Raw genomic sequence first — 26,448 nt, 5'->3', positions numbered from 1 at the left:
TGACTTGCTAACTATTCAACGATCATATCAATGACGCTCGTTACCAGTGACAATACAATGCTGAATAGCAAAGCCGCCAAGAAGCCGTCGAGTTTGAAGCCGGGCAGCACCCAATCGGCCAGCAACACAATAGCGGCGTTAATGACGAGCAGAAACAAACCCAGAGTAAGCACGGTAATCGGAAAGCCCAGAATCTTGAGGATAGGCTTCAATACGGCATTCAGCACCGCCAGTACCAGCACCAGAAGCAGAGCATCGCCAAAGCCATCGAGGTGAGCACCGGGCAGAAAGTAAGCCAGGGCATAGGTGACAATGGCAGTGAGAATGAATTTGAGTAGAAATCCCATAGGGTCAGAATGATGAATGAGCGAAAAATCCGACCCCCAACCGGGAGTCGGATTACGGTACGCAAAAATGCAAATATCGTTGAGAGTCTATTCTTCGTCTTCTACTTTCTTCATGTCGCGGGCGGCAATGCGCCCCTGCGATACGGCCATCCAGTTGCAGAGCTGATACAGCAGGCGGGCACCCACAATGCCATTCCAGTCGGTGTCGCCGGGGGCTACTTCGTTTAAGTCGCAGCCGATGATTTCACGACCTGAGCGCACCACCATCCGAATCAGATAGAGCGCTTCCTCAAACTCCAAACCACCAGGTACGGGCGTGCCGGTGCCGGGGCAAAGCTTCGGATCGAGACCGTCGATATCAAAGCTCAGATATACCTTCTGGGGAAGCTGCGCGATAATTTTCTTGCACTCCTTCCGCCACGATTTGCCGGCAAACAGCTCTTCCCGCAGAAAGCGCTCCGGAAACATAATGATGCGGCCATTACTGCGTTCGGCCAACTCTGCTTCCTGCTGGCAGAAATCGCGAATACCTACCTGCACCAGCTTCTTCACCTGCGGCAGTTGCAGCGCATTATACATGATAGAAGCGTGCGAATACTCAAAGCCTTCGTAGGCCGGGCGTAGGTCGCAGTGAGCATCAATTTGTAGAATACCGAATTCTTCATGGCGCTCCGCCAACGCGTGAATGTATCCTAAGGGCGTGCTGTGGTCACCGCCCAACACCGCTACCGCCTTGCCAGCATCGAGGTGAGCACCGGCTTTTTGCTTGAGCCACTCCAGCAATGCTTTGCCCCGAACCGTAGCCTGACTGGTGGCCGTGGCATGTTGGGGGGCTTTTTCGGCCGGCTGCCCGTCCTCCAGCCACCGAATGTAGCTGGAGGTCTGCTCGCGTAGCTCGCGGCTTTCGGCGGCCCAGCTTTCATCCTCCTCTTCCATAGCTAGGCCTAAGCGCCAGGCATCTGTAATATCCAGATCGTAGAGGTCGACTTGTAAGGAGGCTTCGCGGATTGCGGCTGGTCCCAAAGCCGTACCTGCCCTATATGAAACCGTCACTTCCCAAGGCACCGGCACAATAACTACCTGAGCCTCCTCAACGGTGAAAGGCAATCCAAAAATGCCCCCCGCAGTGTCTCCCAACGCATTGGGGTCGAACGAGGCGAGTTTCTTTTCGAGATTTGATGAATGAGAATTTGACATGACAAACGAATTAGAAAAGGAAATAGGCACCAAGTCGGCGCTACAAAAAAGCAGTGTTTTTTTATAAACTGAGCACATCTCCATGTGGTCCTACGCAATAAAAAAGCTGTCATTTTGGGTGGTTCAACCAGCCGCGATACGTAATCTGCGACAGTTGATATCTACCAAAATGACAGCTTTTGTCCCTTATAGGGCTATTTAGCGGGCGGCTTGCTGGCCGTTGAGAAAGTCGTAGGTCCGTATTATATCCAGAATCTTGACGAAAGTCTCACGGTCAAAGAACAGCATCAAAGGCAATTCAACCGAGTTGTTTTTGTCGGAGAACTGTGTAATAACCGAGAAAACCATAGGCTGAAATAACGGATTTTGCGTCACCAACCGAGTTAGGGAAGAATCGAGGTGGCCTTTGGGAGCAATAGGCGGCGCGCCGTAGATATTGGCTTTGAGGATATTTGCCAACTGGGTTACCAAAGCGCCCGTGATAATGTTGCTGATTTCCAGCAATAGCGACTCTTGCAACTCATCTATTTCCACCGATTCGGGCTTCACCAGACGCAAACATACCCGCGACAGGCGTTGCACATGCTGCCCCGAGAAGAACATCAGCGTTGAGCCATTGAATTCACCCTTTATGTCGGACTGAATAACTACGTGGTCTTTCTCGTACACTTTTACGCGCTCCAGAATACTGGTTCCGGGTACCAGGTCAAGGCTAGGAACCTCCAGTAACACGGTTTCCTGGGCAATAGAAGCAAAAGAATCGGCGGCGCGAGCCAAGCCAATATTCAGTATTTCCCGAATAATGTCTCGCTCCAGTTCCGTCATGTGCAAATCCATACAATTCAGTCGGTTGGTACGAAAAAGCCACTATAGGCAGTTTCGAAATCTGCAATACGTGTTTTAAGGTCGTTTGGCCAAGAATAGTCGAGTTAATGCTGGCACATCGAGCACAAGGCACACATGCCCGCTGCCCAGCAACGTCACGCCCCCGAATAAGTCAATGGTATCCAACGGTTTACTCACAGGCTTGATAACAATGTCTTGCTGACGCAAAAAACGATCGACAATCAAACCCAACTTACGGTTATTATAATCTACGATGATGATGCGCTGCCGTCCTACTAGGTCTTCATGGATGGCGGCCGGCAAGGGGCCGTCGCCGCTATGAAGCAGGGTTTTCAGGTTCACTATCGGCACGTTTTCCTCTTGGATACGTGCCATCAGCGTCCCTCCTACTACATGTAACTCCTCAGGCTCCAAGGCCACTACTGAGTCGGTGTGCATGAGTGGGATAGCATAGCTTCGCTCCTCCAGCTCAAACAACAGGGCACCCTTTACAGCAATAGACGTAGGCAGCACCAAGGTAAAAATAGTGCCCTGACCTAGCTCCGACTCGACCCGTAATTGCCCCCCAAGCGAGTCGATAGCCAGCTTCACCACGTCTAAGCCAACGCCCCGACCCGATATTTCTGTCACCTCCTTGGCCATTGAAAAGCCCGGCTCAAACAGGAACGCCCGCACTGCATTCGCATCGAGGTTAGCAGCTACCTCAGCTCTCACCAAGCCCCGCTCTATTGCCTTACGCCGCACGCTTTCTACATCAATACCGCGGCCATCATCAGCTACCCTAATCAGTACATCGTCGCGCTCCGTTTGGGCGGAGAGTGTCAGACGCCCTGCAGGACTCTTATTTGCTTTCTGCCGCTCTTGAGGTGTTTCAATGCCGTGGGCAATGGCATTGCGTACTAGATGCAACAGGGCATCGGTGATAATTTGAAGAATATTTCGGTCAATCTGGATGTCCTGGCCTTCCAGCCGCAGTGTTACTTCCTTTTGCTCCGAAGCAGCTACATCGCGTACTACGCGGGGAAATTTATTGAAGAGCGAGCCGACATTTACTAGGCGCGCATCCATCACGCTATACTGCAGCTCGTCGGTAATACGAAACAGGTGGGAGGCAGCTGCCTGCAGCGCTGGGTGACCAATTTCCCGGCCCAGTGTCATGATCCGGTCGCGGTCAATAATCAGCTCACCTACTAAGTTGAGCAGGTGGTCCAGCTTTTTGATTTGAATATAAACCAAATCAGACAACTCGAGCTTGCGGCCGGCCTCTTCATCAGTGTCCGATTCGGCGATAATCAGGATAGGTTCCTCGCCTTGAACTAATCGATCAAGATTGGCAAGTAAATCCTCGGTGGGGGGCATTTCGGCATCTTCCCCAACGGCCCGAATCATGGCGCCTAAAGTATCGACGCCGGTAAACAACACCGGGACGACTGTTCCAGCAAAGGATTTCTCTTTGTCTCTAATCAAACCAAATATGGTTTCCATCTCATGCGAGACTTCGCCAATTTGATTGTAGCCCATCGCGCGTGCGTTGGACTTGAGGTTGTGCATAAGCCGAAAAAGCTCATTCAGGGCGGCTGTATCTTCCGGATTTTTCTCCAGCTCGCTGATATGACGGCTCATGGCGTCATAATACTCCAGCGCCTCGGACATAAAGATCTCCCGGTACTCCTGTTCCCGTGACTTCATTAGTTTACGGTCGCTAGAGATTGAGAAAAACGGGCAGTTGAAGCAGGTAGCGCAGCACGCTGATTTATAATCTCCGCAATCTGATCCAGTGGCAATACGGCGTTGGCGTGTCCGGCCCGAATCACGGAACCAGGCATACTAAATAAGGCCGCTGACTCCTGGCTTTGCGCTATAATGCGGCCTCCGCGTGCCCGAATAGCCTTAGCCCCTCCGGTTCCGTCCTGCCCCAAACCAGTCAGGATTATACCCAGCACCTGTGAGTTGGCCGCCCTAGCAGCCGAGCGCATAAGCATATCAATGGACGGGGCATCAGCTGACAGGTTGGGCTTTGAGCTAAACCCAATCTGCCATACTCGCCAAGGGCCGCGCTGCACAGGTTTCAGCACCATATTTTGCCCCCCAGGAGCTATAATAATCTGCCCCTCTTCTATGGGTATTCCTGCAACGCCAATTTTAACTGGCAATGGAGTCAGTCGTTGTAAGCGCTTGGCAAATGAAGCGGTAAAGTACGCGGGCAAATGCACCGCAATGAGCAGAGTAGAAGGCAAAGCGGGATGCAATGCCTGTACAAGTTGCTCCACAGCGGCTGTGCCTCCCGTAGAGGCGCCTATCACGGTCAGGCTCTGAGGCTGAGCACTAACTATATGACGAAGCGGATTAATGAAAGTGGCTACACGCGGCACAACTGGTATAGCCCGCAACTGCTGAAGTACGGCTCGTCGAAACGCCTGCTCATTGCCCAACTGCAAAGGCGCGATGTAGTTATATACTCCCCAACGAGCAGTTGCACACATAACACCTGCCAAAGGAATGGCAGTGGCATAAAGAAGTACCGGACAAGAGTGCTGCTGCTGGAGCCGATTAAGATACGGCAGGCTATGCTCGCCCAGAATTACCAGTGCAGGCCGAAACCTTCGAGCCAGAATAACCAGCTCATCGGCACTGCTAGCCGAATCTACCACTTGGTAGCCCAGCTGGGATTGCAGTAAGTGAGTCAACTCCAACTGCACTAAAGCAGGGAGTTTATCAAGCAATACAGTAAAAGGGACGGGTAAAAAGGGCACGGAATAGGTGGAAGCGCGGAGTAAGAAGGCTGAACGAAATAAGTATACATATGCCCTGGGGGGCAAATTTGACCTTAGGCGTCGTTTTCTTCAGAGTTTTGCAAAGCACTGCCTACAATCTCGAGTACCTTTTCCTCAGAGAAAGGCTTCACGATGTAAGCCGAAGCACCACTTTCAAGCGCCTCATTCACAATTATTTCCTGCCCCACCGCACTGCACATTACCACTTTCACAGTAGGATTTACCTGACGGATTCCCTTCAGAACATCCAGGCCCGTATTATCAGGCAGAATAACGTCGAGCGTGATCAGATCAGGATTGGTAGCACTCGTCATTTCCAAGGCCTGCTGACCATTGGCGGCCTCTCCTACCACCTCGTAGCCAGCATCAGTAAGCATATTCTTTAGCATCGTGCGCATATAAAAGGAGTCGTCCACGATGAGAATGCGGTTTTTCATAAAAGTAGAATCGGTAGAAGGAAAAAACGGAAAATAAGCTAAACAGCAATGTTAACCCTTGTACGGGCAGCCACTCACTAAGATTAGGCTTTGGGTTGAAGCTGCATTATTTCCGTTGGGGTGAGGAGCTTCAGCATATCGAGCACAATAATAATGCGACCGTCCAGCTTAGCAATTCCCTCAATGTATTTGTCCTGAATGTTGGCATCCTGAATAAATTCTGGCGCTTTCTCAATGATTGAAACCGGAATCGACAACGGCTGCGGCACTTCACGTACTACCAGCCCAATCGTATAGTCTTTGGCTTCAATCGCTAAAGTATACGTGATGGCTGGCAATGCTTCTGCAGTTGAGCGCAACTGAAATCTTTCCTCCAAATCAATAATGGCGATGATGTCGCCGCGCAAGTTGGCAATTCCCTTCACGAAAGGAGGCGTCTTGGGCATACGAGCAATTTCCGGGGTAATAGTTACCTCTTTCACTTGCTCGATGCGAATACCATATTCTTCGCGTCCCAATCGGAACACAATTAATTGGATAAGCGCTTGCTGCTTAATAACCTTCTTTTCGCTATTCGACTCTATTTCAGGCATGAACAAGATTGATATAGGCTTGCCACTGCTTGATTAGGGTAGTGACAAGCCTGTAAATAGACCTGAGAGGAATTAGTTGGCTTTCGCTTTGGCCCGGGCTTTTGGAGCCTTCTTGTCGGCTCCATTTGCCGGCTGCGCCTCCACCGATTTTCCATTTACGGGAGCCGGACGCCGCGTCGCCGCTTTTTCTGTAGCAGGTGCTTCCGGTAATTTGCCCCCCCGTGCGGGTCTGGCTACCTGAGTAGCCGTCGCCGTTGGTTGAGCATTGTCATTACGCCGAACAGGCCGTTCCCTTTGAGTGGTTTGCTTAGGCGCAACTGCTTGGCCGTTGCGAGGCTGTGCCATCTGAGTTAAGCGCTGGCGACTACGACGCGGCTCTGGCTCTGGCTCTGGCTCCAGATACTCCATCAGCTGGAAGGCCGACAGACCAACTTGCAAGTCATCAGCAATATCTGTCAGCTTTTGGCTGGAGGCAGTCAGTTCCTGCATAGAAGTGGATAGCTGCTTGGCTGTACCTGCCACTTGCTGCGTACCAGACGCCGTTTGCTCAGCAATAGCTACAACTTCCTCTACATACTTTACTACGTCGCCGATACTGATTTTCTGAACTTCGGTAGCCGTAAGAATGTCACGGGAAGTACGTAGCGTTTCGCCGCTGCTCGTTGCAATATTTTTGAAGGCGGAGCTGGCTTCAAACGTCGCGTTTTTACCCTTCAATACTCGGCCTTCCATGGTTGAGATAGCCGTAGCTGCTGAGCTTGTATCCTTGCGTACGTCGTCAACCAGCGTAGCAATTTCACTGGCTGACTTGCGCGAGCCTTCTGCCAGCTTGCGAATCTCTTCGGCTACTACTGCAAAGCCTCGACCAGCCTCACCAGCGCGGGCTGCCTCAATAGCAGCGTTCAAAGCCAGCAGGTTGGTTTGCGAAGCAATGTCTGTAATTACTCCCAGCGACTTACTGATTTCCTGGCTGCGCGTACTCAGTACTTCAATCGTTTTGGACGTTTGGGCAGCAGCGTTGGAAATCTCTTCCATGTTCTTTACCACCTCAGCTACTGTTTTCAGACCAAGCTGAGAAGTTTGCTCACCCAGGATAGCGGCTTTGTTCACCACATCAGCCTTACCGGCTGTTTCCTTCGTAGCCTGCATGATTTCTTCAATCAGCTTAAAGGCTTGGTCTGTCTTAAGTGCTTGGTTTTGCGCGCCCTCGGCCATTTGCTGCATGGCCAAAGCTACGTCGACCGTTACACGGCTCATCTCCTGACCTTTACCGGCCATTTCTTCTGATGAAGTTCCTACCACCTGCGACGAATCATTGATTTCGCCCAGCAGTTCGTTTAGATTCTCAACAGCTAGGTTCAAAGCATTCGACATAGCCATGATGTCGCCAGCGGTGGGTACTTCAACACGCTGGGTCAGGTCACCTTCCGAAATGGCTCGCACTACGCGGCTCACTTCCAGAACCGGAGATGCAATCGATTCGAGCAGTTCGTTGAGCGTGTCTACCAGTTCTTTCCAAGAGCCGCTTACACCGCCTACTGTTGCGCGCTCCGTCAGCTTCCCTTCCACACCGGCTACTTTAGCCACACGGCTAACTTCCACCGCCAAGCGGTTCAAGTCGTCCACCATTCGGTTGATGGTATCAGCTAGCTCGGCTACCTCGCCTTTAGCGTCCAAGGTCAGCTTTTGGGTCAAGTCACCTTGCGATACAGCTGTTACTACTTTTACCAGTCCCCGCACCTGTGTGGTGAGGTTCGAGGCCATCGTATTTACGTTATCGGTCAGGTCTTTCCATACCCCACTCACGCTAGGCACATTGGCCTGGCCACCGAGTTTACCCTCGGTACCTACTTCCTGCGCCACACGGGTTACTTCGCCGGCGAAGATGTTCAAGGAGTCCACCATGCGGTTGATGTTGTCCTTCAAATCCAACAGCTCACCTTTTACATCAACCGATACTTTCTGGCTCAGGTCACCTTTGGCAACTGCAATAGCTACGTTAGCAATGTCCCGCACCTGACTGGTCAGGTTTGAAGCCATCGTATTTACGTTATCAGTCAACGCTTTCCAGGTTCCACTCACGCTGGGCACATTGGCCTGACCGCCGAGTTTGCCTTCCGTACCTACGTCGAGGGCCACACGGGTTACCTCGCCAGCAAACAGATTGAGCGAGTCCACCATCTGGTTCAGGTTCTGCTTGAGTTGTAGCAGCTCGCCCTTTACATCCACCGTAATCTTTTGACTTAGGTCTCCCTTAGCTACGGCCGTGGCCACATTGGCAATGTCGCGCACCTGACTGGTCAAGTTCGAGGCCATCGTATTTACGTTGTCCGTCAGGTCTTTCCAAGTACCGCTTACGCTGGGCACATTGGCTTGGCCGCCCAGAATACCTTCAGTTCCTACTTCACGGGCCACGCGGGTTACTTCGCCGGCGAAGATGTTCAAGGAGTCCACCATGCGGTTGATGTTGTCCTTCAAATCCAACAGCTCACCTTTTACATCAACTACAATTTTCTGAGTTAGGTCACCTTTGGCTACAGCAGTAGCTACGTTAGCAATGTCCCGAACCTGTAGAGTCAGGTTGGCGGCCATGGTGTTTACGTTATCTGTTAGCTCCTTCCAGGTTCCACCTACACGAGGCACATTGGCTTGACCACCCAGCTTTCCTTCGGTACCCACTTCACGGGCCACGCGGGTTACTTCATCACCGAAAATATTCAGTGAGTCCACCATCTGATTCAGAATGTTCTTCAGCTCCAGAATTTCTCCCTTCACGTTTACCGTCATCTTCTGGCTCAAGTCTCCCCGAGCTACAGCGGTAGCGACGTTAGCAATGTCGCGAACCTGACTGGTCAGGTTCGAAGCCATGTAGTTCACATTATCAGTCAGCTCCTTCCACACACCAGCTACGTTGGGCACCGAAGCTTGTCCGCCCAGTTTACCCTCCGTGCCTACTTCCAATGCCACACGGGTTACTTCGCCGGCAAACAGATTGAGCGAGTCCACCATCTGGTTCAGGTTCTGCTTGAGTTGTAGCAGCTCGCCCTTTACATCCACCGTAATTTTTTGGCTCAAGTCGCCTTTGGCTACAGCGGTCGCTACGTTGGCAATGTCGCGAACCTGACTGGTCAAGTTCGAGGCCATATAGTTTACATTATCAGTCAACTCCTTCCACACACCGGCCACATTCGGTACCGAAGCTTGGCCGCCCAGCTTGCCTTCCGTGCCTACTTCCTGGGCCACGCGGGTTACTTCGCCTGAGAACATGTTCAGCGAGTCCACCATTTGGTTCAGGTTCTGCTTGAGTTGTAGCAGCTCCCCCTTTACATCCACCGTAATCTTCTGCGACAAGTCGCCTTTGGCTACAGCGGTCGCTACGTTGGCAATATCTCGAACCTGACTGGTCAGGTTCGAGGCCATATTATTTACGTTGTCCGTCAGATCTTTCCATACCCCGCTAACATTCGGTACCGAGGCTTGGCCGCCCAGCTTGCCTTCCGTGCCTACGTCGAGGGCCACACGGGTTACCTCGCCGGCAAAAAGATTGAGCGAGTCCACCATTTGGTTCAGGTTCTGCTTGAGTTGTAGCAATTCACCCTTTACATCCACCGTGATTTTTTGGGTTAGGTCACCTTTGGCTACAGCCGTGGCCACATTGGCAATGTCCCGTACCTGACTCGTCAGGTTAGAAGCCATGTAGTTTACGTTGTCGGTCAACTCTTTCCAAATGCCCCCCACGTTGGGTACTGAAGCCTGGCCACCGAGTTTACCTTCGGTACCTACTTCCTGTGCCACGCGGGTTACTTCGCCGGCAAACAGGTTTAGGTTGTCAATGGTCTTGTTTATGGTTTCGGCCATCACTTTGAAGTCGCCCGAAACAGGAATTTGGAAGGTCTCATCCAAGTTGCCCTTGGAGATGTTCTTCAGTACTTTACCTACTTCCAATACCGGAACGGCGATGCTATCCATCAAACCGTTGATATTGTTAATCATATCGCGCCAGAAGCCTGAGGCGTTCTCGCCGGAAGCGCGAGCCTTCAGGTTACCCTCTACACCGGCAACTTTTGAAATGCGCGATACTTCGCCCCCCACGCCGCCAATCATTTCCACCATCGAGTTGTAAGCCTCAGCGATGTCAGCGAAAATGTCGTCGTTCTGCTTGGTTAGCCGCACTGATACATCTCCTTTTTTGAAGGCATCAAGCGCATACAGAACTCGGGTAAGCTGCTCGTTTACATAACCGTCATCCTGCGTGTTATCGAGGTTACGAGTGCTGACCCGTCTGCGTGTTACTGTGCTACCACCAATTGGTGCTTCTTTCCGCTGTGACTGGTTATTATCGGCTGCAGCAACGGCAGCATCTGTGGATCCCGAAGCCAATGCCGATGAATTAGAAGCCGGACGAGTGGTGGTTTTGGTAGTCTTACCTGAAGCCATACAAAATGTAGATTGCGAAGCGTGCTAAAAAGGCACTGCTGAAACAAACCGGAGGGTGGACCGGTAGCCAGACTTACAAAGGTAATAAACTACTGGCTTCCGCAGCAATGGAAATAAGCTGTTATATAGGATTCGTTCAACCGGCGACGGATGAACTACTTATCCAAAATATTTGCTCTTATACAGTTCTACTTAGTCTGGATTTGGGCTAGGAGCTGTAAGGATAATTAAGATGGTATAGGTGACTGGCCGGATTATTCCATCATCTTTGCGGCAAAATTCAACTTTTGCCCCTCTTAGGCCGTTTCCTAGTTGATACCCACCTGTATTTGGTTGCCAATCCCCTTTATATGATCAAAAATTTAGTCATAGTCGAGTCACCGGCCAAAGCCAAGACCATTGAAGGATACTTGGGCAAGGACTTTATTGTAAAGTCCAGCTTTGGCCATGTACGCGATTTACCGAAGGATAATAACGCTATTGATATTGCTAATGGCTTTAAGCCAACGTATGTAGTTTCGGCCGATAAGCGCGAGATAATTGCTCAGTTGAAAAAGCTGGCAAAAGAGGCCGAAGTTGTATGGTTAGCGAGTGACGATGACCGTGAGGGGGAAGCAATTAGCTGGCACCTTGCTGAGACTTTGAATCTGAGCGACGCCAAAACGCGCCGTATCGTATTCCGCGAAATCACTAAAAACGCTATTCTCAACGCTATTGCCTCTCCCCGAGAGATTGACCTTAATTTAGTAAATGCTCAGCAGGCCCGCCGTGTGCTCGACCGTTTGGTTGGCTTCGAGTTGTCGCCGGTGCTCTGGAAAAAAGTTAAAACGGGTTTATCCGCTGGCAGGGTACAGTCGGTGGCGGTGCGGCTGGTTGTAGAGCGGGAGCGTGAAATCAATCAGTTTAAAACCTCATCTGCTTACCGCGTTACAGCACGTTTCGATGCTGGCCGGGGGGCAATTTTGGAGGCCGAGTTACCAACGCGCTTCAAAACAGAAGCTGAAGCACAGGATTTTCTGGCTCGTTGCGTGGGGGCTATTTATCAGATTGAAAACTTAGAAAAGAAGCCAGGCAAACGCTCCCCAGCGCCGCCTTTTACCACTTCTACACTTCAGCAAGAAGCCTCCCGCAAACTGGGCTTCTCCGTGGCTCAAACTATGAGTGTGGCTCAGAAACTGTACGAAGCTGGTAAGATCAGCTACATGCGTACTGACTCGGTAAACCTGTCACAGGATGCGCTAGCGGCGGCTCATGTGGAAATTAGCCGGGCTTATGGTGAGGAGTACGCTCATAAGCGTCAGTTCAAAACAAAGTCAGCCTCGGCTCAGGAAGCTCATGAAGCTATTCGGCCTACTGATTTTGCCTTGGTAAAAACAGGCTCTGACTCTCAGGAGCAGCGCCTCTACGATCTGATTCGCAAGCGGGCGCTGGCTTCGCAGATGGCCGATGCGACGGTGGAACGCACCGTGGCTACTATCGGCATCAGCACGCAGCCGGGCACTACGCTTACGGCTACTGGTGAGGTGATTACCTTCGAGGGTTTCCTGAAAGTGTACAGCGAGTCGAAGGACGACGAGGAGGAAGATGGTGATTCTACCTTCTCCCGTGGCTTACCTCCTCTGACGGTTGGTCAGCAGTTACCTTTGCAGTTACTGCGCGCTACGGAGCGCTATGCTCAGCCGCCGGCTCGCTACACGGAAGCATCCTTGGTGAAGAAACTGGAGGAAATGGGTATCGGACGGCCTTCTACCTATGCGCCTACCATCAGCACGATTCAGAAGCGCGGATACGTCGAGAAAGATACCCGTGAAGGCAAGGAGCGCAGGTTTCGGGTGCTCACGCTGGAAGGTGAGGAAGTGAAGACGGAGGTTAAAACGGAAACGTACGGGGCTGAAAAAGCGAAGATGTTTCCAACCGACACCGCTATGGTCGTCAATGACTTCTTAGTGGAGCACTTTCCTATTATTATCGACTACCAGTTTACGGCCAAAGTGGAGGGCGAATTTGACCTCATTGCCAACGGCCAGGAGAAGTGGGGCGATATGCTCTCCAACTTCTACGGGGCATTTCACGAAACCATTGAGCGCGGTCAGGATATTGAGCGCAGCACATTAGGCTCGAACCGCGAGATTGGTATTCACCCCGAAACTGGGCAGAAATTGACCGCTCGTTTGGGTCGTTATGGCCCTTATGTGCAGATTGAGCCGAAGGAAGGTTCTGAGGAGAAGGCCGTGTACGCAAGCCTTCGCAAAGGCCAGTTTATAGAGAACATTACGCTGGAAGAAGCGCTCGATCTGTTCAAGTTGCCGCGCATCGTGGGGCAGTTCGAGGAGAAGGATATGACGGCTTCACTTGGTCGTTTTGGTCCTTATATCCGCCACGACAGCAAGTTTTACTCGCTTACCAAGGAGCAGGATCCGCATACTATTACTGCCTCGGAAGCTATTGAGCTTATTGAAGCCAAGCGCAAATCGGATGCGGAGCGTCTGATCAAAAGTTTTCCGGAGCGCGAAGACGTACAAGTGCTGAACGGCCGCTTTGGTCCTTACATTGTGGTGGGCAAGAAAAACGTGAAGATTCCTAAGGGCGAAGAACCGCAGGATCTCACGCTGGAGCGCTGCCTGGAATTGGCTGAGCTAACCCCCGATAAGCCAGCTAAAGGTGGCCGCTTCGCCAAAAAAACGTCAGAGAAAACCGTAGATGAGCCGGCTGTTGCCAAGAAAAAACCAGCCGCAAAGAAGCCAGCCGCGAAAAAGGCTACAACAACCAAGAAGGCTGCGCCCGCGAAAAAGGCAGCAGCCAAAGCGAAATAGCAAATCTCATGATAGTGAATAAAAAAGCCCCCCAGAAATTATCTGGGGGGACTTTTTTATGTGATAAGTGACCAATCTTCTATTCACCTAAACGCTGGCGCAGACTCTGTACCTCACGCTCCAACTCTAAGTTGCGAAAGGTAACTTTCATTTCCAGATCAGCATAAGAGCGCTCTAGCCGTTGCTGAAGCTGCTTTTGCTCGTGAATATCGGTGCAGGTACCAAACCATTGCTCAATGTTGCCTTGTTCATCGATGCGCGGCAAGGCTTGGCCCAAAAACCAGCGGTAGGAACCGTCTTTGGAGAGAAACCGATATTCTATTTCGTAAAACTCACCGGTAGCTAGCGAATGCCCCCACCGCTCTCGGGCGCGTTGGCGGTCGTCGGGATGCAACAGGTTATTCCACATTTCGCTGCCGCGGCTTTGCTCCACAGTATAGCCTGTGTAGTCGATCCAGCGTTGGTTGAAATAGGTGTGGTAGCCAGCAAGGTCCGTAATCCAGACAAGTTGAGGAATGAGCTCGGCTAGGAAGCGAAATTGCTGTGCGTTAAATTCAGTATCAACAGATGACATAACGTAGTAAGTAGCAAAAGGCGAAATCAGGGCCGGGCGAGCTGCATTTCCATACCCGACTGAAAATAAAGACTAAGCTGGCTCTGGGCTCCATCGGTGGAGCGGCGCAGACGCGTGACTAAAGCGCGCGTTTGTTCGCGCGCCAACTGCATTTGCAGATAAGGACGACTAAGCAAACTGTCACGCTCCACGGTCCACTGACCATTATCTTGCTGCGTGGGGGCTTCTACATGCAGCAAGCCAGGCTGCAGCTGCAGGTGCGTCGCTTGAGCTAGGGCAGAGCCAGGGTCATTTCGATTCAGTACCCGATCTGCCACCCGCCAGTTGCCGGTGAGGTAGTCGTCGGGCAACTGTTGAAGGTTAACGTCAAATAAAAGATCGATCATAAAGGAGCTAAGCAGATCGGTGTAGAGACAAATTTACTTAATGCCATTTTATTCTCATCAGTAGTTGAGGGTACTATAGAGCAAACTCAAAACAGACTAATAAGATTAAGCTGGACTGTTGAGCGTAAACCCATTTTAGTCTTGTTTAATTTCAACTGTGGGCATATTCTAGCTAGTAGCACTAGTATAACAGTGACTTAAAGGCCTTTGATTTTCTAGCTCACATCAATTTTTGTTTCTAAATATCAGTTACAAAAGATTTAGCCGAAGCAAAAGGTGCTTAAATGAATTTAAAAACATGTATTGCAAAGACATACTTAATACATGCTTTTAAGTAGGCTTAATACATGCTTTTAAGTAGGCTAGTTAAGATGAATAAGGATACGGTTGGCCGTTTTTTGGTAGTTATTCGTACTCAGGAAAGAATATTTCACCCGACAAACCGGCTTACACCGTGTCAAAAAAAATAGTAGTACTAACTGGTGCTGGCATCAGTGCCGAAAGTGGCTTGGCTACTTTCCGCGGAGCTGATGGCCTTTGGGAGGGTCATCGCATTGAGGACGTAGCCTCACCAGAAGGATGGGTACGCAATCCTGAGTTGGTGCTTGACTTCTATAATCAGCGACGTAGCGCCGCCCGCAACGCCCAGCCTAACGCTGGCCACCATGCCCTAGTAGCGCTAGAAAAAGGCTATGAAGTGGTTATCGTAACCCAAAACGTAGACGATTTGCACGAGCGAGCTGGCAGCAGCCGGATTATTCACTTGCATGGTCAGTTGTTTCAGTCGCGCAGCACGCGCCATGAGGAGCTTGTGTACCCCATGACCGGCGACCGTATTGAGCTAGGAGATTTGTGTGAAAAAGGCCACCAGCTACGGCCTAACATCGTGTGGTTTGGAGAAGCCGTGCCATTGATGGAGCGTGCGATTGAAGAAGCTGCTACTGCCGATATATTTATGGTGGTTGGCACCTCATTGCAGGTATATCCAGCGGCCAGTCTGCTGCAATTTGCCCCCCAGCACTGCCCAATCATCGTAATTGATCCGCATCAGCCGCCATTGGTAGGCCGACGCAACGTGCGCTTCGTTACGGAGCCCGCTAGTACGGGTGTTCCTCGCGTAGCTACGGAATTGCTGTCGGAGTATTAAGTAATAAAGCGAACTATGCGTAAAACAGCTTCGCTTAATCAGACGTAAGCTCAGCACTGCCCGGTAAACCTGTACTGGTTCGCTTCCTATGGTTTTATGCCAATGAGAGGTAATAATCGGAGGCCATTTTTCCTTCTTTTAAGCCTATTTTCGACAAAGGCTTATCTTTGAATTTCAATTCCTTTTCCACCACATCAACCTACCTGATGGAGTATCCCCTACTGAAACTAGCCGCCATTGATATAGGATCGAATGCTGTACGGTGCCAAATTTCGGCGGTTCTGGTTTATGGGGGGCGTTTTCGGTTGAAGCGCGTGGAGTATGTGCGCTACCCTATGCGCTTGGGTGAGGATGTATTTGCCACCGGCGACATCTCGCCCGCTAAGGCCGATAAGTTTGTCAAGTTTCTGCACTCTCTGAAGCTGTTGATGGAAGTGCACGAAGTAGCGCACCACTTGGTGTGTGCCACTTCCGCCATGCGCACCGCCAAAAATGCTCCGGCTTTAGTTGAGCGCGTGCGCAAGGAGCTAGGCTTGACTATCGAAGTAATTGATGGCCAGGATGAAGCCATGTACATCAATAGCGTAATTGAGCACGTGCTTGAGGACAATAAGCACTATCTGCACATTGATGTAGGCGGAGGCAGCACGGAGTTCAATATCTACCACAACCGCCATAAAGTGGCCACGCAGTCGTTTGAAGTTGGCTCCATTCGACGGATGCAACAGGCCGAGTCTGGCCTCAACACCGATGCTCTCAACGGCACCTGGGAGCGGATGGAGGAATGGGTAACCGAAAACGCGCGTCGCTACCATGTCACGCGGGCAATTGGTACTGGCGGCAACATCAATAAGCTGTATAGCTTAGCCAAAACCCAAACCACGCTCGATAAGCCCATCACACGCAAGCGCATCGCTACTCTGCTAGACAATCTGACCAAGATGACCATGGATGAGCGGGTGAATGTGGCCATGCTCAACCCAGACCGCGCCGATGTTATCGTGCCGGCGGGTCAAATCTACCTTTCTGCTATGGAGTGGGCTAACATCAACAATATGCACGTCCCCGATATCGGTTTGAAGGACGGAATGCTGCAAACGCTGTTTGAGCGCCATTTCGAGGACTTTCGCCCGGTCAATGACCACTCTACTATTCCGCCTCACCCCGATGTCCAGAACTCGCACAGCGGAGCTGAATAGTTCGAGGCAAGTACAAAAAAAGCCCCCCAGACGCTGATCTAGGGGGCTTTTTTATGTTGAGATAAGGCAGTAATTAGACGTCCTGAGGAGATTCTACACCGGGCAATTCCTCCTCGGCAGCGGAGTTGAAAGTTGCCAGTTCAGTTTCCATTTCGGCATCTTCCATCTCAGCATCCGTTGGAAAATCAGGGGAAGTTAAGGGAGGTCCTTCGTTGGAGGCAGCATTGTCCGTTTGCACATCCGCGCGCGTAAGCCATTCGTCATACAAAGAGCTTTCAGACACAGCCGCGTAATGGCGATGATAAAACTCCTTGTGCACGTTGAAAATAGGCTCATCAGGAGCGGGGTTGCGACGCACATATGCCCCATCCTCCCGCATCAGGTATGTATTCTGGTTGTCTTTGAGATTGAAATACAGAATGTTAATTGCCTCCCGCTTCAGGGCGGGGTTTACAATTAGGAATAGAGCTTCAATGCGCCGATCAAAGGAACGCACCATCAAATCGGCGGAGCCTGCATACACTTTTGGCTGGCCGCCGTGATGGAAGTAAAACATTCGTGAGTGTTCTAAGTAGTCGCCTACAATACTGCGCACCTCAATATTTTCGCTTAGGCCAGCCCGGCCCGGCCGTAGACAGCAAATGCCCCGTACGATAAAGCGAATGGGCACGCCAGCCTTACTGGCCTTATAAAATTCGTCAATCATCTCCTTGTCTTCCAAGGAGTTCATCTTCATCACAATGCCACTCGGCAGGCCCTTCTTCGCGTTTCGAACTTCTTCCCGAATCAGATGAATGAGCTGCTGACGCATATCTTTCGGGGCCGTAATCAGATACTCATAGTCATCAGGCTGAGAATGGCCGGTAATAACGTTGAAGAATTCTGACACGTCGTGGCCGTACACATCGTTGGTCGTCAGCAGACTTACGTCGGTATAGATGCGCGACGTTTGCTCGTTGTAATTGCCTGAGCCTAAGTGCACGTAGCGCGTCACCTTCTCCCCTTCCTTGCGGATAATCATGAGCATCTTGGTGTGCGTCTTGTACTTGCTCACGCCATAGATGACAAAGCAGCCAGCCTTCTCCAGGCGGGCACCTTCCCGAATATTACGCTCCTCATCAAAACGCGCCTTCACTTCAAACAACACGGATACGTGCTTGCCGTTTTCGGCTGCTTTCAGTAGCGCCGCCGTCACCCGAGAGTCGTCGGCCAAGCGGTAGATAGTTTGCTTAATACCCAGTACGTGAGGGTCTTCGGCGGCTCGCTCCAACAGGCGCACAACAGGATCGATACTATTATAAGGGTGATGCAGAAGCACATCATGATGCTTGAGGTACTCAAACATGTTATCCTCGGCACCTTCGGGCAAGCTAAGCGGGGCCACGGGAGCCGGCTGGCGGGCCGCTTTTCCCCGGAAGTTAGGGTGCTTAAGAATTTGCAGCAGCCCTTTCATATCAATCATAGAGTTGATAACGAACACGTTGCCGTTATCAATTTTCCAGCGCTCCTTCAAAACCGCCATGAGTACAGGTGACGCGTCCTTCTCCACTTCCAGACGCACTACACGGCCCTTCTTGCGGGTTTTTAAGCCAACCTGAATTTCCTTGATGAAGTCTACGTCGATGTCATCTGACTCTTCCAGCGTAAAGTCGCCATTGCGGGTAATGCGAAACAGGTTGGCCGACTCTATCTCGACGTTGCGAAAAAGCTTGGGCAAATTAGCGCGTACAATTTCCTCGATAGGCACAAAAATCACCTTGTCTTTGCGCGTCAGCTCAAAGAAGCGGGACAAGTTTTGCGGAATCTGTACAAAGGTGAGGCGCTCCTGTCCCTTCTCCCCTTCAGCTTCCGTACGCGTTACCACCCCCAGAATCAGCATTTGATTCATCATCAGCGGGAAGCCATGGTAGGAATCGTACACCATAGGCGTGAGCAGCGGAAACAGCGTGTTTTTGAAGTAGCCATCCGCTTTCTTCAACTCCAACTCCGTCAGCTCATCCATCCGCAGAATGTTGAAGCCATTTTTCTCAAACTGCGGCTTCAGCTCATTCAGGTAAGTGAGCGATTGATCGTTTACAAAGCGGTGAGCAAAATCCAGCAGTTTGCGCCGAAACGGCATTTCCCGCAGCCCCGAATAGTCGATGCGCTCCTTACCGTAGTCGATATAATTGTACAGCGACCCTAGCCGAATCATGAAAAATTCGTCGAGGTTGGAGCAGGTAATACTCATAAACCGCAGCCGGTCAAATAAGGTGCGCGACGGATCTTTGGCTTGGTCGAGGACGCGATAATTAAAGCGCAGCCAGCTTAAGTCGCGGCTGATATACTTGCTTTTGCGGATAAGGTCAGCTGATTTGAAGAGTTTCATAGCGAAGAATAAGGCGCAAGTGGCAAGTTACAGCGCCACACCTGTCATTCCGAACAGAGAAAGGAATCTATCCTAGTTGTTACTAAAAGATAACTCCAAAATTCAGAAGATGGTATGCAGCGCTTGCTGTAGTTATAAACAAAAAAAGCCCCCCAGCATGCTGGGGGGCTTTTTTGACACTTCTGCCTTTATACGTCCAGCTTGGCGTACTTGGCGTTTTTCTCGATGAACTCGCGGCGGGGAGCTACTTCGTCGCCCATGAGCATGGAGAACAAATGGTCAGCTTCCGCGGCCGACTCTACGTCTACGCGCTTCAGCGAGCGGGTATCAGGCTGCATGGTGGTGGTCCAGAGCTGCTCGGCGTTCATCTCCCCGAGACCTTTGTAGCGCTGCACGTTCACCGTTTCGGGCTTACCGCGGCCTAGCTCTTCCTGAGCAGTCTGGCGCTCTTGCTCGGTCCAGCAATAGCGCTCTTCCTTACCACGCTTCACCAAGTACAGAGGTGGCAGCGCAATGAAGATGTAGCCATTGTCAACCAACGGCTTCATGTAGCGGAAGAAGAAGGTCAGAATCAGAGTACGAATGTGCGAACCGTCAATATCAGCATCGGTCATGATGATGATTTTGTGGTAACGCAGCTTTGTAATGTTCAGACCTTTAGGATCAGCTTCAATACCAGCCTCCACATCGGCAGGGGTGCCAAACGACACGCCTAATGCGGTAATCATGTTCTTGATTTCCTCATTTTCGTAGATGCGGTGCTCCTGCGCCTTCTCTACGTTCAGGATCTTACCCCGCAGTGGCAGAATAGCTTGAAAAGCCCGGTTGCGACCCTGCTTAGCAGTACCGCCAGCCGAGTCTCCTTCGACCAGATACAGCTCGCAGATTTCAGGATTCGACTCGGAGCAGTCGGCCAGCTTACCTGGCAAAGAGTTCGAGCCCAATACCGTTTTGCGCTGCACCATCTCACGGGCCTTACGGGCCGCAATACGGGCGCGAGCCGCCAGAATCACCTTTTCAACGATGATACGGGCTTCTTTGGGATTCTCCTCTAAGTATTGGTTCAGGATTTCACCTACGGCCTGGTTTACAGCGCCGCTTACATCAGAGTTACCCAGTTTGGTCTTGGTTTGGCCTTCGAACTGGGGCTCCTGCACCTTCACTGAAATGACAGCGGTCAGGCCTTCGCGGAAGTCGTCGCCCTGAATCTCCACCTTCGCCTTCTCCAGCATACCCGACTTGTCGGCGTAAGCTTTCAGCGTACGCGTCAGGGCTGAGCGGAAGCCAGCCACGTGAGTACCACCTTCGATGGTGTTAATGTTATTTACGTAGCTAAAAATGTGCTCTTGGTACGAGTCGTTGTACTGCAACGCCACTTCTACCGGCGTGCCACCCTTTTCACTGATTACGTGAATAGGCTTCGGCATCAGTACCGTACGACCAGCATCGAGGTAGCCAACAAACTCACTCAGGCCACCCTCCGAATAAAACTCCTCATACAAGAAGTTGCCGTCCACGTCGTTGTCGCGGCGGTCGGTGAGGGTGATGCGGATGCCTTTGTTCAGGTAAGACAACTCGCGAAGACGAGTAGCAATAGTTTCGTACTTGTATACCGACTCCGTGAAGATGGTATCATCGGGTAAAAACTCTACCTGCGTACCGTGCTCTTCGGTATCACCAATTTGCTTTACCGGATACTGCGGAACACCAATCTTGTACTCCTGCTCATAGAGGTGGCCATTACGACGCACAGTTACTTTCAGGTCCTTGCTCAGTGCATTCACGCAACTTACGCCTACGCCGTGCAAACCGCCGGAAACCTTATAGGAATCCTTGTCGAATTTGCCCCCCGCGTGGAGCACTGTCATAACCACTTCCAGGGCCGAGCGACCTTCTTTCTGGTGGAAGTCAACGGGGATGCCGCGACCGTTGTCGCGGACGGTTACTGAGTTATTTTCGTTAATGGTAACTTCAATTCGGTCGCAGTGGCCGGCCAAGGCTTCATCGATTGAGTTATCGACTACTTCCCACACTAAATGGTGCAGGCCCTTAACCCCCGTATCACCGATATACATCGATGGCCGCTTGCGTACGGCTTCCAGTCCTTCCAGTACTTGAATACTATCCGCAGAGTACTCAGCGGGGACTCTTTTCTCTTTCGTTTCGCTCATGGAATGCGGGTAAATTCAGCGTCAGTGTTAATAGGCAAAGATACCATTTTTAATCGGTTTTTGCCAGCCAAAGCCGGATTGCATCCTCCATGCTAGCAATCAAAATAGACCTACTTTTCAGGTTGATTAACAGCCGCTTTTGGTACTACTTGCTTGTATACAGATAACGTATCATATCACAATTTTATACAACCCTTGGTTGGCATTTAACACCGATTTTACCAGCTTCATCAGTGTTACTCGCTCTGGGCAAAGGGTACTAAACCTGCTACTTTAGCTCTTGTACTACTCAACCAAACGGAACTCTGGCTTATGGATCGTAGTTCTGAAACCTGCTACATTTGCCTCTATGTCACACGAAGTTGCCAACCTTACGCTAGCCGAAGCTACTCGCCATGCTCCATTCGTTGAGTATGCTCGCTGCCTAAATGCCGCCGACCGCCCTTTCAATCATAATGGTGATTGGCCCGAGGAAGGTCAGTTTTATCCTGTGCGTGTTGTTGACTCTCATTTGGAAGGTATTCCTTTAGTCCATGTATTGGGCTTTCAAGCGGAAGCGCCTTACTTTAATGCCTTTGCTCCTCACCGCTTTGAGCTGCTTTATACCGTCTGGTTAAATTGACCCATTACATCATACGCATTATCAAAAAAGCCCCCCAGAGCAGTTCTGGGTGGCTTTTTTACGAAAAGGTGCCAGCGTAAATCTATAAACCAAAAAATAAACAGCCACCTAAAATTATGTATAAGTAGCTGATAATTAATAATCTAAAAACAAGGTTCGAACTAGCGACCCTCAGCTTGGGAAGCTAACTAGGTACTATAGAGTGAATAGCTTCAGCAGTCAATTAGACTAAATACATTGAAGTGCCAGGTATCCAGTTGTAGAATCGCTTAAAGCATAGGCGGCAGGAGCAGGTCTCCGTTTTGCCATGAAAAAACACCGCCGCAAGCGCACACCCTTTTATCGCCGCATGCCGAAGATTGAGTTAATCGGCTGGCTGCTAGTCATCCTTATTCTGACCTTACTCTAGGCAATAGTCAGTGCCTACGGCTGGTAGCCATCACCTGAGCCCAACGCTTGATAGCGCTGGGCTATTGAACACTGGGTGAGTCTGATTAAAGTCTCCATACCCCCTCCAACTATTCTGCATTTACTACACTGGTGGGCGCACGCCCAAAGTACACGCTCCTAACCGGATCAAGCAATGGCTGCGCTCTAACCTCCCTTTTAGGTTAGATCCATGGTAGGAATAAAGAATTAACAAGCGTAGTGTGTTCTGGTATACTAATTGTTTACTATTAATCCTGTAAACAATTTCACTTTTCCCTCATCCCTATGAAAACCCTCCTTCAGCGGCTATCCGTATTCCTTTTCGTTTCAGGTCTCTCCCTAAGTGGCAATGTTGCCTGGGCTCAGAACACATATGGTGGTGCTCCACAGCGAGGTAATGGTGCCTTTGTGCTGAAAGGAGAAACTACCCAATGCCTACCGAATTCTTTACTTGGCGTGCCTGCCCTAGCTAGCACTGATTGTGTCACGATGACTCGGGAGAAGTTGGTTTCTACTCCTTCGGGCAAAGCAACCATCGTATGGCGGGGTACCGTTCCTGCTGCCTCTCGCCCGGCGCAACGGGTAACCTTCAATTCTACTTTTACCGAAAATACCCACGGTGAATCACTCGGACGCACCTATAACACGGTGGCTATAACCGATCCCAATGGTGCTATTACATTAACCTTGAAAGAACAGTCGAAGGAAGGCTACGGTAAAAAGCAGGGTCGTAAATAGCTCCACTTTAGTCATGCAATAACCTGCCGTCACTTACTTAAATTAAAAGCCCCGCATCCTATCTCTGAATGCGGGGCTTTCTTATAGGTAATGGCTCACAAGGTTGAGCCGGCTTTTATGTCATATAAGAGCCACACGTCCTAATTGTAGTTGCTTGTTCTGTTGAATAGTGACACAAGCTTGGGTTGTATTTTTTTCTCCAGAACAAAGGCGGCGGCTAAGGCTAACGTAATGCATGCGGCGAACCGTACACTAAAGGTCCATAGACTCCCTGAAAAGTATTCGACTTTGTGTAACATCACAATGATTGGCAGGTGGATAATGTAAAGCCCATACGACAGCGCCCCCACCTTAATTAACAGTTCAATTAAGCGTGCTGATGCTTTCTCTACTATAGCGGGGCTTACATAAATAAGGGCCATTCCTATAAGGTAAGCGAGCGATGAAAAAATATATTCGTTCTGGTTGATAGAGTCTATATTCTTGAGAAGGTAGACAAATGTAAGTGCTGGTAGCAGCAGTAGGAATGCCGTTATTTTGTTTTTGTACGGAAAGTCTTTATCCGTAAATATTAATAGAAACAGGATGAAGTAAGGGAGGTAGGAGAAGTCGGAAAAGTTGACCATAGCATCATAGCCCCGTACCGCGCCATATTCCAGTCGGGTACCCGCTATAAGTCGGGTTGTTTTCAATAAGAGCGTATCAAGAATATTGAAATTTCTTAGGCTGATGAAAATAAAGATGAAGCCAACCAGCATATGGTACTTTGTCTTCGTTCGAGACAAATCCGTTGTGTGGCGTGCTAAGGCTAAGCCAGCCAGCCATAGCGTGAGGCCAAAGCTATAGGAGCTAAGGAGGGTGTGCTCCGGAAAGAGCAGGTTGTTGACGACGCCCACAGCTAGGGCACACACGGCGGCTAAGACAGGTTTTATATTGAAAAATGACAGAGGAATAAACAGCAGATAATAAAGTATTTCATAATGCAGTGACCAGCTGGGATTGTTCTCCCAAATAACGGAGTTAAGAGCACCTGCGTAAGGGTCATGTTGCCCCAAATCGTGCTTATGGGATAGGCTTTGGCTATCATTATGGTAAATAGCATACTCAGAAAATAGATTGGATAAATACGCAATAATCGCTTCTTTATGTATTTACCAATTGTCCCCTTCGTAAGTGCTTGCTTATTGGATATTCCAATTACATAACCCGAGAGTACAAAGAATAAAAAGACGCTGATACGCGCCGGAGGTTCAAACGAAAAGGGGCCTGTTATGGCATAATTGGGATCCAGAAACTTTGGAAATACAAAGGCGTGACTCCATACTACAATCAGGGCCGCAACCCCTCGTAGTGCTTCTAAATTGTACTGAATTTCTTTTTTTGGGGCGGTTACTGCTTGCGCCTTACTCTCACTAGGATGAGGACTTGTTACAGAATTAGAAGACATCTAAAAGGTATAACGGGTACACATAAAGGATGCAAAGCTACTATCTGAACAAGGAAGTCTGTCTGCAGCGATGGATGTAGATAAGTAAAAGCTTCCCTCTTGGTGAGAATTTTTATGCTAGTGGAGCTATATAAATTAGCGAGAATCAAGGTTCGAACTTGCTACCCTCCACTTGGGAAGTTCACTACCAGCTAATGCCACTGCGTACTAATTATAAGTTTTGCGTCTATTCTCAACCCTACTTGAAAAGAGCAAACTCAGTTGTATGAACCGGCAACAAAAAAGCCACTCAGCAATACTGCTAAGTGGCTGATTATCAATGTACCCCGTAAGAGATTCGAACTCCTGACCTACTGCTTAGAAGGCAGCCGCTCTATCCAACTGAGCTAACGAGGCAAAAACTAAGCTATTAAAAACAGAATACTGGGTTACATAAAAAAGGCCTTTTGCAGTTTGCAAAAGGCCTTTTTTGGGAAATGTGTCGGGGTGGCAGGATTCGAACCTGCGGCCTCCTGCTCCCAAAGCAGGCGCGATACCGGGCTACGCTACACCCCGAAAAGAGAATGAGGAATAAGAACTGAGTGTGAAGAATCTGTTTGCAATTCCTCATTGCTCATTCTTGATTCCTCATGGAAAAGGAATGCGGAGAGAGGGGGATTCGAACCCCCGGTAGCCTTTAGAGCTACGGCAGTTTAGCAAACTACTGGTTTCAGCCACTCACCCATCTCTCCAAAACAGGTCTCTTCCGGTCGAAGAGTGCGCAAATATACAACTAGAAGCGAAGAAACAGCCTTCTCGAAAAAAAATATCTTCCTTTGCTTATCCTGCCATCCCTACACCTAGCTAGTAATAGGCCGCTATATTTGTTGCAGTAGCCTGAGTAACTGTATAGTTGGACAGCTGGTCATTTACTTATAGTACCAACTACATTAGTCGTATTTTTTTATGAATTGGGCTTATCCCCTTTCCTGGCTTGAGTTGGCTTGCGCAGGTATCTTTCTGATCCTGTATGTTGGCTACGCGATCCGTACGAGGCGATTAGCGGCACCTTTGGGTCAGCGAGGATGGCACCTTGGCTGGAAACTACTTTTGCGAACGGTTTACTTTGGTTTATTTCTGCTAGCCTTGCTTGGGCCAGCTTACGGTGTTACCCAGCAGCCAGTGCGTACAGCGGGCAAAGATGTATGGCTACTCGTCGACCTTTCGCGTTCCATGGACGCTACTGACGTAATTCCATCTCGCCTGCAAAAAGCGAAAGCAGAGCTCACGCAGTTGATTAGCCGTTTTCAGGCTGATCGTATAGGCTTGCTGGTTTTTGCGGCCGACGCCTACGTGCAATGCCCGCTAACGTACGACCAAAGCGCGCTCCGTCTTTTCATTTCTACCCTTCAAACTAGCCTAGTACCTGTTGGCAGTACTGACTTGGTGCCGCCGTTGGAGTTAGTTCTGACTCGCTTGGAGGCAACGAAACGGCCGGTAGGTTCGGCGGCCCGTTCTACAGCGGTAGTTGTAATAAGTGATGGAGAAGACTTTGGCGAAAACTTAGAGCCTACCTTACGGCTGCTTGCTCGCTCTGGGGTGCGCTTATTTACGGTAGGCGTTGGCACTCTTGAAGGCGCGCGCGTTCCGCGATTTACCAACGGTGGATATGTGCGTGACAATAAAGGCCGGGAGGCAGTCACGCGGCTGATGCCTACTACGCTACGTCGGCTTGCGCAGCAAACTGGGGGGCAATATTTTGAACTGAATGATCGGCGCAACGAGTTTCCGTTGTTAGTGAATGCCCTGAACCGCCTTGAGGGACAAGCAGAGCAGGTGCGCACCGTGGCCGTGGCCGATAACCGCTACAGATTTCCGCTGTTGCTGGCCTTGATACTGCTGGCGTTGGACATTGTTGTTACTATTCGTGTAATAAAGCCGTGA

19 protein-coding genes, 3 tRNA genes and 1 pseudogene are annotated in these 26,448 nt (G+C 50.2%); 6 read left to right on the top strand and 17 right to left on the bottom strand.

What is annotated here, in order from left to right:
- Positions 1-11 precede the first annotated feature (11 nt).
- From H8B13_RS13355 to H8B13_RS13320, 8 genes are all read right to left on the bottom strand, one after another.
- Entirely contained in the window at positions 12-347 is a 336-nt protein-coding gene (locus H8B13_RS13355) for a phage holin family protein (protein WP_187311301.1), read from the bottom strand.
- 87 nt (positions 348-434) lie between these two features.
- On the bottom strand, positions 435-1,544 hold the full coding sequence (locus H8B13_RS13350; protein WP_187311300.1) for an agmatinase family protein: 1,110 nt from the start codon (positions 1,542-1,544) through the stop codon (positions 435-437).
- A 198-nt stretch (positions 1,545-1,742) separates the two neighbouring features.
- Positions 1,743-2,381, bottom strand: a complete 639-nt coding sequence (locus tag H8B13_RS13345; RefSeq protein WP_261990364.1) for a chemotaxis protein CheC — start codon at positions 2,379-2,381, stop codon at positions 1,743-1,745.
- Between the two features lie 63 nt (positions 2,382-2,444).
- Positions 2,445-4,079, bottom strand: coding sequence for a chemotaxis protein CheA (locus H8B13_RS13340; protein WP_187311299.1), 1,635 nt, complete (start codon positions 4,077-4,079; stop codon positions 2,445-2,447).
- Entirely contained in the window at positions 4,079-5,113 is a 1,035-nt protein-coding gene (locus H8B13_RS13335) for a chemotaxis protein CheB (protein WP_187311298.1), read from the bottom strand. Before H8B13_RS13335 ends, H8B13_RS13340 begins: the two co-directional genes overlap by 1 nt.
- Before the next feature lie 104 nt (positions 5,114-5,217).
- Positions 5,218-5,601, bottom strand: a complete 384-nt coding sequence (locus H8B13_RS13330; RefSeq protein WP_187311297.1) for a response regulator — start codon at positions 5,599-5,601, stop codon at positions 5,218-5,220.
- Between the two features lie 83 nt (positions 5,602-5,684).
- Entirely contained in the window at positions 5,685-6,194 is a 510-nt protein-coding gene (locus tag H8B13_RS13325) for a chemotaxis protein CheW (protein WP_187311296.1), read from the bottom strand.
- Between the two features lie 72 nt (positions 6,195-6,266).
- Positions 6,267-10,631, bottom strand: a complete 4,365-nt coding sequence (locus H8B13_RS13320; protein ID WP_261990363.1) for a HAMP domain-containing protein — start codon at positions 10,629-10,631, stop codon at positions 6,267-6,269.
- Positions 10,632-10,981: 350 nt separating this feature from the next.
- On the opposite strand from H8B13_RS13320, the gene topA reads away from it, so the two are divergent.
- Positions 10,982-13,444, top strand: a complete 2,463-nt coding sequence (topA, locus tag H8B13_RS13315) for a type I DNA topoisomerase (RefSeq protein WP_187311295.1) — start codon at positions 10,982-10,984, stop codon at positions 13,442-13,444.
- Between the two features lie 79 nt (positions 13,445-13,523).
- On the opposite strand, the gene H8B13_RS13310 is transcribed toward topA, so the two are convergent.
- Together H8B13_RS13310 and H8B13_RS13305 are read right to left on the bottom strand one after the other, a co-directional pair.
- Positions 13,524-14,018, bottom strand: coding sequence for a PAS domain-containing protein (locus H8B13_RS13310; protein ID WP_187311294.1), 495 nt, complete (start codon positions 14,016-14,018; stop codon positions 13,524-13,526).
- 26 nt (positions 14,019-14,044) lie between these two features.
- A complete protein-coding gene (locus tag H8B13_RS13305; protein ID WP_187311293.1) occupies positions 14,045-14,404 on the bottom strand; it encodes a hypothetical protein in 360 nt (119 codons plus the stop codon).
- A 454-nt stretch (positions 14,405-14,858) separates the two neighbouring features.
- Here H8B13_RS13305 and H8B13_RS13300 point away from each other — a divergent pair, with 454 nt between their 5' ends.
- The gene (locus H8B13_RS13300) at positions 14,859-15,551 is read left to right on the top strand and encodes an SIR2 family NAD-dependent protein deacylase (RefSeq protein ID WP_187311292.1); all 693 of its coding nucleotides are present in this window, start codon (positions 14,859-14,861) and stop codon (positions 15,549-15,551) included.
- A 206-nt stretch (positions 15,552-15,757) separates the two neighbouring features.
- The gene (locus H8B13_RS13295; RefSeq protein ID WP_187311291.1) at positions 15,758-16,750 is read left to right on the top strand and encodes a phosphatase; all 993 of its coding nucleotides are present in this window, start codon (positions 15,758-15,760) and stop codon (positions 16,748-16,750) included.
- A gap of 73 nt (positions 16,751-16,823) precedes the next feature.
- Here the strand turns inward: H8B13_RS13295 and ppk1 are convergent, their stop codons facing one another.
- Both ppk1 and gyrB read right to left on the bottom strand, forming a co-directional pair.
- The gene (gene ppk1, locus H8B13_RS13290) at positions 16,824-19,118 is read right to left on the bottom strand and encodes a polyphosphate kinase 1 (RefSeq protein ID WP_187311290.1); all 2,295 of its coding nucleotides are present in this window, start codon (positions 19,116-19,118) and stop codon (positions 16,824-16,826) included.
- A 188-nt stretch (positions 19,119-19,306) separates the two neighbouring features.
- Positions 19,307-21,289, bottom strand: a complete 1,983-nt coding sequence (gene gyrB / locus H8B13_RS13285; protein WP_187311289.1) for a DNA topoisomerase (ATP-hydrolyzing) subunit B — start codon at positions 21,287-21,289, stop codon at positions 19,307-19,309.
- 349 nt (positions 21,290-21,638) lie between these two features.
- Here gyrB and H8B13_RS13280 point away from each other — a divergent pair, with 349 nt between their 5' ends.
- Positions 21,639-21,911 carry a hypothetical protein gene (locus tag H8B13_RS13280; RefSeq protein WP_187311288.1) on the top strand — a complete coding sequence of 91 codons (273 nt, stop codon included), beginning with the start codon at positions 21,639-21,641 and terminating at the stop codon, positions 21,909-21,911.
- Between the two features lie 714 nt (positions 21,912-22,625).
- A complete protein-coding gene (locus H8B13_RS13275) occupies positions 22,626-23,078 on the top strand; it encodes a hypothetical protein (protein ID WP_187311287.1) in 453 nt (150 codons plus the stop codon).
- A gap of 140 nt (positions 23,079-23,218) precedes the next feature.
- Here the strand turns inward: H8B13_RS13275 and H8B13_RS13270 are convergent, their stop codons facing one another.
- The 5 genes and pseudogenes from H8B13_RS13270 to H8B13_RS13250 form a co-directional block, all read right to left on the bottom strand.
- A complete protein-coding gene (locus H8B13_RS13270; RefSeq protein ID WP_261990362.1) occupies positions 23,219-24,133 on the bottom strand; it encodes a hypothetical protein in 915 nt (304 codons plus the stop codon).
- A gap of 32 nt (positions 24,134-24,165) precedes the next feature.
- A pseudogene (locus tag H8B13_RS21690) lies at positions 24,166-24,525 on the bottom strand (acyltransferase family protein); the annotation flags it as partial.
- A 322-nt stretch (positions 24,526-24,847) separates the two neighbouring features.
- Positions 24,848-24,921 (bottom strand) — tRNA-Arg (locus H8B13_RS13260).
- Between the two features lie 85 nt (positions 24,922-25,006).
- A tRNA-Pro gene (locus tag H8B13_RS13255) sits at positions 25,007-25,080 on the bottom strand.
- An 88-nt stretch (positions 25,081-25,168) separates the two neighbouring features.
- Positions 25,169-25,256, bottom strand: a tRNA-Ser gene (locus tag H8B13_RS13250).
- 214 nt (positions 25,257-25,470) lie between these two features.
- Here H8B13_RS13250 and H8B13_RS13245 point away from each other — a divergent pair.
- Positions 25,471-26,448 carry a VWA domain-containing protein gene (locus H8B13_RS13245; RefSeq protein WP_261990361.1) on the top strand — a complete coding sequence of 326 codons (978 nt, stop codon included), beginning with the start codon at positions 25,471-25,473 and terminating at the stop codon, positions 26,446-26,448.

The sequence above is a fragment of the Hymenobacter sp. BT188 genome, assembly GCF_014333585.1.
In the GTDB taxonomy this organism is placed as follows: Bacteria; Bacteroidota; Bacteroidia; order Cytophagales; family Hymenobacteraceae; genus Hymenobacter.
The sequence above is the reverse complement of the archived record's forward strand: the minus strand, read 5'-3'. Positions and strand labels throughout refer to the sequence as shown.